This window comes from Rubritalea sp., assembly GCF_039830215.1.
Taxonomy (GTDB): Bacteria; Verrucomicrobiota; Verrucomicrobiia; order Verrucomicrobiales; family Akkermansiaceae; genus Rubritalea.
This window is the reverse complement of record NZ_JBDOPO010000369.1, coordinates 1-7,719: the sequence shown is the minus strand read 5'-3', so window position 1 is coordinate 7,719 and position 7,719 is coordinate 1. Positions and strand designations below refer to the sequence as shown.

At 45.9% G+C, this 7,719-nt stretch carries 8 protein-coding genes; all 8 read left to right on the top strand.

From position 1 onward, the window contains the following. Positions 1–1,245: hypothetical protein (locus tag ABGY95_RS12635; protein ID WP_347442045.1), on the top strand; the 1,245-nt coding region annotated here is incomplete at its 5' end. Between the two features lie 12 nt (positions 1,246–1,257). Next, positions 1,258–1,557 carry an STAS domain-containing protein gene (locus ABGY95_RS12630; protein ID WP_347442044.1) on the top strand — a complete coding sequence of 100 codons (300 nt, stop codon included), beginning with the start codon at positions 1,258–1,260 and terminating at the stop codon, positions 1,555–1,557. An 18-nt stretch (positions 1,558–1,575) separates the two neighbouring features. Next, a complete protein-coding gene (locus ABGY95_RS12625; protein ID WP_347442043.1) occupies positions 1,576–3,273 on the top strand; it encodes a SpoIIE family protein phosphatase in 1,698 nt (565 codons plus the stop codon). A 6-nt stretch (positions 3,274–3,279) separates the two neighbouring features. Beyond that, the gene (locus tag ABGY95_RS12620; RefSeq protein ID WP_347442042.1) at positions 3,280–3,651 is read left to right on the top strand and encodes a response regulator; all 372 of its coding nucleotides are present in this window, start codon (positions 3,280–3,282) and stop codon (positions 3,649–3,651) included. Then, on the top strand, positions 3,648–4,808 hold the full coding sequence (locus tag ABGY95_RS12615) for an alkaline phosphatase family protein (protein WP_347442041.1): 1,161 nt from the start codon (positions 3,648–3,650) through the stop codon (positions 4,806–4,808). The genes ABGY95_RS12620 and ABGY95_RS12615 overlap by 4 nt, the downstream gene beginning before the upstream one ends. Continuing rightward, on the top strand, positions 4,805–6,064 hold the full coding sequence (locus ABGY95_RS12610; RefSeq protein ID WP_347442040.1) for a glycosyltransferase family 4 protein: 1,260 nt from the start codon (positions 4,805–4,807) through the stop codon (positions 6,062–6,064). Before ABGY95_RS12615 ends, ABGY95_RS12610 begins: the two co-directional genes overlap by 4 nt. Positions 6,065–6,069: 5 nt before the next feature. Beyond that, complete coding sequence (locus ABGY95_RS12605; RefSeq protein WP_347442039.1) at positions 6,070–7,206, top strand: hypothetical protein; 1,137 nt, start codon at positions 6,070–6,072, stop codon at positions 7,204–7,206. Between the two features lie 3 nt (positions 7,207–7,209). After that, on the top strand, positions 7,210–7,659 hold the full coding sequence (locus ABGY95_RS12600; RefSeq protein ID WP_347442038.1) for a serine acetyltransferase: 450 nt from the start codon (positions 7,210–7,212) through the stop codon (positions 7,657–7,659). The last annotated feature ends 60 nt before the right edge of the window (positions 7,660–7,719 follow it).

Below are 7,719 nucleotides of genomic sequence, written 5' to 3'. Positions count from 1 at the left end.
CATATTTGGGAAAGGAGGGGTATGAAAACATGTTACTTCATATGTCCAGACCAGCGTCACGGGCTTTCTGAGCTGGATGATGGGAACCCACTTATCTTGTCTCATTTTCTCGGCAAGGCATATATTGATCACGTCATTCATGCCCTAGCTGCAGATGGATATAGGCGAGTTATTCTAATGGTCGCTGCGGCTCCCAATAAAATAAGGGAATTTGTTGGAGATGGCTTCACTTGGGGGGTGGATATTGAAGTTCAAAGTGTCGCTTCTGAGCCATCCGTAGCTGAAGTCCGAACTTTAGAGTTCGTGGCAAAAGAGGATCAAGTGCTATCGCCACAGTCGTTTCCTCTAGCCTCTGGTATCCCTGTTTTTCTGAGTTCTGCTGCGTGGTTCCAAGCACATGTTAGTTTGTATTCACATCTTCTGAAAAATCAGCTCAATGTGCGGGAAATTCAACCTGGGGTTTGGGCCGGTATCCACACAAGAATCGCTCCGACTGCTGTACTAGAGCCGCCATGTTGGATTGGGCACCATTCTCTAGTCGGAGCTCATGCCAAAGTGTTGGCAAATTCATTTATCGAGAATAATGTTATCATCGATGATTATGCGTCGATACGTAATTCCGTCGTATGTTCTGATACATATCTGGGGAAGATGACAAACCTGGAAAATTCAATTGCCTCAGGTGTTGGTATCTTGAATCATCAAAGGAACTCCTTCGTGAAGGTGGTGGATGATTTTCTGTTATCTAACTTGAAGAACGAATATGCTTATCAGATTTCCTTTTCTGACCGATTGGTGGCTGTTATCGCAATTGCTTTGACGTTTCCAGTTGTGGCTATTGCATACCTTTTCTCATTCCTGCGGGGGCAGCCATTCTATGAAGTGCATAGAGCTGTACTAAATTCAAATGAGGCCTCTCAAGCAAGCTGTGTTCACTACATAGAGTTTTCAGCATTTAGGTCGATTTGGAAGTACTGGCCGAGGATGCTGCGTATTGTAACAGGGCACTTTGCGTGGGTCGGTAATCCGCCGCTTAGTCCGGACGAAGCTGCTACGTTTACTTCAGAGTTTGAAAAGTTATGGTTCAAAGTTCCGCCAGCATTATTCACTTCGCCTGAGGCCGAAGGGTGCCGGAGCCCTTGGGGGGATCAAGCTCGAGCCCATGCAGCTCTTTTTGCTGTTAAACCTACTCTATTATGGAAGAGAAATATTATTCTCTCAGGCCTCAAACGCATGCTGAAATGAAACAATAATATTATGAACATTGAACAAACGAACCAGACACTTCTAATTTCCGAGGTCGAGGAAATTACCGCTAGCTCCGCGGGTGGCTTCAAAAAGGAAGTTAAAAAACGGATGACACCCACTATTGCGAATATTGATCTAGATGCTAACTCACTCAACTTTATTGATTCAAGTGGACTGGGAGCATTAATATCGTTGCAAAAGTTAACGAAAGAACGAGGTGGCCAGTTTCGCATCTTGTCTCCAACGAGTTCGGTTGTTCAACTGATTGAATTAACGCATTTACACCGAATTCTCGTAATTGTTTCCTAATTCTCCCTTTTTCTATTCATGGAAGCTCTTTGCATATCTCATTCAGCGCGGTCATGGCACTGGCATGGCCCTGCGGACCTAAGGTCCATAAGAGATATATCTATAGGAATTAGAGATTTTCTATTAAAATACAATATTCACGAGTCTGAGATTACCGCTTGGGAATTAGTCATCAGTGAAGTTGGGAACAATCTTGCTATACATTCTCCTGGCGACGATCTTGATGTCTTAGCAACACTTACACCTACAAAAGTAATCGTCAGGATAAAAGATCGCTCACCCGGCTTTGAGTGGCCAGATGACGTCAGCCTTCCACCTGAAAGCGATGAGAGTGGTCGAGGGTTATTCTTAATCCAAGAATTTACAGATGCCAGAAGTTATTGTAAGAGTGAGACTGTCAATATACTGGAGCTAGAACGAAATTATAAATCCGATCATATTGCTGAGGAAGATCTTGAGTCTACCCTTACAGCTATGACTGAGGAACTTCTATTTTGTTATGAGAGTTTGGCTTCAATATTTCATTTTATTGTGGAAGCTCGTGAGGCTGAATCGTTGGATGAATTTGCATCGAGTTTACTCGCGCACCTGAGTAAGAGCACTTCAACTTCGGTGGGCTTGCTGCGCATCTCCCGTGAAGATGGAAGAATGGAGACTATTGCTCATCGCGGTATTTCTGATGTCCCACCAATAGACATCGAATTGACAGCTATAGATGAGCGCTCGGATCGATGGATTGATGGTGAAATTAACGAATTTGGCAATGGCCAAGCGATGGTAGGTATGGTGCACCCATTCTACTTTGATGGGGTACTGATCGGATCGATTACTTTGGCTCGTGTAACTGGGTCAGGTCAATTCAATGCTGGTGAAGTTAATATGATTCATACTTTTGCAGAGTTTTTCACCCAGCATACATTAAGTCTTAAGCACGAGGAAGAAGCAATTCAATCCAGTGTCGCGCGACATGAGATTCAGCTCGCAGCGAATATTCAAAACTCATTATTGCCCAAAGCTCCATTACCTATGCATGGAGCTGAAATCGATGGAGAATGTCAGAGTGCTCTTTCTGTTGGAGGAGACTTCTACGATATCATAACGTTGCCTGATGTGGGTTATTTCTTTGTTATAGCTGATGTGATGGGGAAAGGGGTTGCTGCAAGCGTCATAGCTGCAGTGACTCGTTCAGTGATTCGCTCAGTGATTCGCTCAGTAACTAGTGATCTTCTCAAGCCAGCAGAATTGTTAGGTGTGGTGGCAAGATTAATGTACGAAGATCTTGATAGATTAGAAATGTTTGTTACCATCTCGATAGGTATTTTGAATCCTAGTAAGCAAGAAATTCGCATAGCCAACGCTGGCCACTGCCCCGTTATAGTTCTAACCGACCAGGTAACAGAAGCAACTCCTAGTAATCCGCCTCTGGGACTTGAGAAGGCACCTGAATATTTCGAGCATGTTATTCCTCTTACTTCAAACACCAAAGTGTTAGCATACACTGATGGCTTTACTGATTCAAGAAATGGAAAGTTAGGCTTCGAAAGTGAGGACGCTGTTACCAGCTGGTTTCAGTCTATAGCGTCTGAATGTTCAACTCTGCAAGAGCTTAAGCGACGCATCCAATTAAGGTTGGGTGCGAATAACGCAGCAGAGACACGTGCCGATGATCAAACTTACATCGTTATGACTGCATCTCCCCAATATAATATAGTATAATGTAATATGGCAAAAATTCTTATCGCTGAAGATTCACCGCATTTCGTGAAGCTAGTAGAGCTAATTTTGAAGAGAGACGGTCACTCCGCAAGGTTCGCCGTAGATGGTGAGAAAGCTTTACATGAAGTCCGAGAAAATCTGCCAGATGTAGCAATTTTAGATGTCAATATGCCTGGGATGGATGGACTTGAAGTTTTAGAGGCGATAAAGTCTGATCCTGAAACATCTGGTGTCCCGGTTATTATTCTGACAGCCTCGAGTCACGCCTTAACTGAGCAAGAGGCTATAGCTAGTGGTGCTGCTGCCTTTCTAACTAAGCCATTCAGCCCTATCAGTCTGCTCTCAACGATCAATAAAATAACCTCCAAAACTCTATGAAAGATCGCCTCTCATTATTCATCATGATTGATGCTTGTGGATGGGAAATTGTGAAGAATCATGATTTTCTCTCAGAAATAGCTCCTCACAGGCGTAAACTAGAAAGCGTGTTTGGCTATAGTTCAACCTGCGTACCCTCGATTCTCTCAGGGAGATGGCCTGATGAGCATTACAACTGGTGTTACTTTGTTTATGATCCGGAAAACTCTCCTTTTAGATCACTTAGTATACTCCGATGGTTGCCCACCTTTATCACCAGTCGCCGCATAGTGAGGCGGATTCTGACAAAGTTAGTTAAGACAGGCCTTGGATTCAGAGGATATTTCGATCTGTATAACATCCCTTTTAAGTACATTCATTTATTTGATTTCACTGAGAAGAAAAGCCCACTAAAACCTAATGGGATGAATCGTGGGGCAAATATTTTTGATGTGCTGGAATCCGCTAAAGTCCCATACTATGTTACTGACACGCTTGCGCCCGAGGAGGAGCACCTTCGCCAATTGAAAGCAGATATCGAGACTGAACGCATTGACTTTGCCTTTCAGTATTGGGCTGGATTGGATGGCTTGTTGCACATGGTGGGGAATGACTCTCCCGAGATCCCGCTCAAGTTAGACCATTACGAGAAATGGATTGGTGAAGTAATGGACTTAGCTAAGCAACACTACAAGCATGTGGACCTACACGTCTTTAGTGACCATGGCATGGCCAACTGTGATGTGCTTCTCGATTTACGTGCCAAAGTCGATGAGCTAGGGTTGAAATTTGGAGTGGACTATGCTGTGGTGTACGATAGTACCATGGCCCGCTTTTGGTTCTTGAAGCCGGGTTCTAGAGAGAAAATTGAATCCTTGTTGGATTCGATACCAGAGGGGAGAACAATGCCTAAAGAAGAGTTACAACGCTACCGAGCTTACTTTGAAGGCGGCGACTTTGGAGAGCTAATCTGGTTGGCTGAAGAGGGCATCTTAATCGTGCCAAGCCATATGGGGGAACGTCCCATTCGCGCTATGCACGGCTATCACCCGACGGATCCACAGAGCTACGCCACTCTATTTAGTAATACCGACCAAGTCCCTGAGGATATCACACATATCCCTCACATCTGCAAACTGATGGAGCAGGCTGTTCGCGATCACGCTGAGAAGAAATGAAGTCTGACTGTATCATCCATGTGCCGCGGCGCTATGTCTCACACGAATGGGGAGGCACAGAGACTGTAATTTTGGAAACATCTAAGCAGCAGAAAGCTTGTGGGTATGATCCACGAATCATCACCTCAATGGCCCTTGCTCGGGTGCCAGAAGAATTCATTCAAGGTATCCCAGTGTCGCGCTTTTCTCATATTTATCCATTTTTTGGTCTCAGCGATGAGCAAAAGATGGCTCTCGATAAGAAGGGCGGCAATTTGCTCTCGCTGTCCCTTTTGCGCGGGCTGTGTAAGGTAGAAAATACGCGCATCTTTCATGCACATGCTTTGAAGCGTCTTGGGGGTACAGTTCGCACAGCAGCTAAGATGACGAAGAAGCCTTACGTGGTGTCGCTGCACGGAGGAACCTTCGATGTGCCAGGTGATGAGCTCAAGACTCTGACAGCGCCGATCAAAGGTAAGATCGAGTGGGGAAAGCCTTTTGGTGCTATCTTGGGATCGCGCAAGGTTCTAACAGAGGCAAACCATGTGATTTGTGTTGGTCAAAACGAAGCCGATACAGCTCGTAAAGAATTACCGCACGATAGGGTATCGTATTTACCCAATGGAGTCGATTTTCAGCGCTTTGCTTCAGGCGATAAGTTTCTGCTTCGTAAGCGTCTAGGTATCGCGGAGTCAGACTTCTTGATCGTTAGTATCGGGCGTATTGACGCTCAAAAGAATCAATTGTGTCTGCTTAGAGCATTTCAACGGTTCCATGCCGACCAACAAGACTCACAGTTAGTGCTGATTGGGCCAGTGACTCAGCCAGACTATCTGGCCAAGCTTGAGAGCTACATTGCGGAACATGGCCTCCAACAAGCTGTGCATTTCCTGTCGCTGGAAAATGATGACCCCTTATTAGTGAATGCCTACCATGCAGCAGACTTATTCACGCTGGCCTCCAGACACGAACCTTTTGGTATTGTAGTGTTAGAAGCGTGGTGCGCTGGTTGCCCAGTCATCGCCAGCAGAGTGGGGGGGCTCAAAACCCTGATCACCGATCAAGAGGATGGGCTGCTCTTTGATGTGGCTTCTGAGCAAGCAGATCTGGAATTAGCCCAACATATGACCACGCTCTATGCGAACTGTTCGCAGGCTCAGTCTATAGGCGATGCAGGGAAACGCAATGCGGAAGCTAACTACGATTGGTCTGTAATCAATGCCCGTCTTGAGAAAATCTATCAACTCGCTGAAGAACACCATCAAACCACCCTCTAATGAACATGCAGAAACAACGCTACACACGAGATGGATCAGAGGCCTTGGAAACGATGCTTGCATCCTCTTGTGAGAGGATTGGGGAAAAGGTGAAAGAGATTGTTCCTGACTCTCAGTTAGAAGCGTTGATTCTAGCTGGTGGTTATGGGCGTGGAGAAGGAGGAGTCTTTAAAGAAAATGAGCAAGATCTACCGTATAATGATTTAGAGTTCTTCCTCTACATCAAAGGCTCACCTCGACTCAACGAGAGGAAGTATCATGATGCGATCCATCACCTCGAACATGAAATGACCGAAGAGGTCGGTATCGAAGTAGAATTTAAAATTTCATCATTGCGAGCCTTAGCTTCCAGTGAAGTGAACATGTTTTACTACGACCTGCTCTGCGGCCACCAAGTGACAGTGGGAGACGATGCAGTGTTAGCTGGATCAGAATTCACTCATCATGAGGACGCGTCCAAAATCCCGCTGCACGAGGCGACTCGCTTGATGATGAATCGCTTTAGCGGCTTACTTTTTGCAAAAGATTTATTACAGCATGACAAGCTGAGTAAGGAAGACACGGACTTTGTTACTCGCAATATAGCTAAGGCTCAGCTAGCGATTGGAGATGCCTTACTTTGTGCCCATGGTCAATATCATTGGAGCTGTGTGCAGCGGCACGAGAATTTGAAAACTCTGTCGGCTGCGGACCTGCCGATGCAGGACATCCTTACCCATCACCTCGTGGCGGTCGATTTTAAGTTACATCCACAATTGAGTACGGTTTCGAAAGAGGAACTTGAAGCGCGTCACAGAGAAGTGAGCCAGCTGGCTTGGGAAGTTTGGCGCCATATTGAAAGCCGCCGCTTAGAATATCAGATTTCTGACCCTCAGAGTTATTCGAGAGCGGGAGACAAGTGCCCTGAGACCTTCGCGCTGAAGAACATGTTGCTTCGTCTTCGCTCATTCGGCCCCAAAGGATGCTTGAGCGGGAAAGTGTTTCGATATCCTCGAGAGATCTTACTCAATGTGTTGGCAGTTCTGCTGTGGCAGCCAAGTGCTGCGAATTTGAATTGGTTGTCTGGGCAGTTCTGCGCGCCCGTGGGCTCTGCGGATCAAGCTCTCCAAGCCTACAAACAATTATGGCAACGATATAATTAAACGATGCTCAGCTACTTCAAAGCCGACCTTCAGAGGAACCTTCGAGACTACGAACCTTGCGGTTCGCTCAAGCGTTTGGCCTTATGTCTCATTTTGAATAGTGTTCATGCTCTGTTCTTGATTCGCTTACAGCAATGGTGCGGTGAGAAGAAGTTACCAACCTTCCCCGTAGCTAAGATCCTATTTTGGTTCTTTGGAATTGAGGTTAGTAAACATGCTAAGATTGGCCCTGGATTACGTTTACCCCACCCGTCAGGAATCATCATTGCGCCCAATGTGACAGTGGGATCGAACTGTGATTTGTACGCAGACGTAAAGTTGGTGCTATCGCACGGCAACCCACAGGGCCCGACGCTAAAAGAGGGAGTGTTTATGGGTGATGGGGCTAAAGCTGTTGGGATGGTGACTATAGTGGTCCCGCAAAACGGAGCAGGTAGCTTATTGATGATTTAGGCTGGTCTACGAGGGGACTAACACCCGAAATTAGACCTATGAGTAAACGAAAAAGAGGAC

Excerpts from the sequence above, each read along its gene's own strand:
- ABGY95_RS12600 (WP_347442038.1), top strand. The coding sequence starts at position 7,210 with ATGCTCAGCTACTTCAAAGCCGACCTTCAGAGGAACCTTCGAGACTAC.
- ABGY95_RS12605 (WP_347442039.1), top strand. The coding sequence starts at position 6,070 with ATGCAGAAACAACGCTACACACGAGATGGATCAGAGGCCTTGGAAACG.
- ABGY95_RS12620 (WP_347442042.1), top strand. The coding sequence starts at position 3,280 with ATGGCAAAAATTCTTATCGCTGAAGATTCACCGCATTTCGTGAAGCTA.
- ABGY95_RS12615 (WP_347442041.1), top strand. The coding sequence starts at position 3,648 with ATGAAAGATCGCCTCTCATTATTCATCATGATTGATGCTTGTGGATGG.
- ABGY95_RS12630 (WP_347442044.1), top strand. The coding sequence starts at position 1,258 with ATGAACATTGAACAAACGAACCAGACACTTCTAATTTCCGAGGTCGAG.
- ABGY95_RS12610 (WP_347442040.1), top strand. The coding sequence starts at position 4,805 with ATGAAGTCTGACTGTATCATCCATGTGCCGCGGCGCTATGTCTCACAC.
- ABGY95_RS12625 (WP_347442043.1), top strand. The coding sequence starts at position 1,576 with ATGGAAGCTCTTTGCATATCTCATTCAGCGCGGTCATGGCACTGGCAT.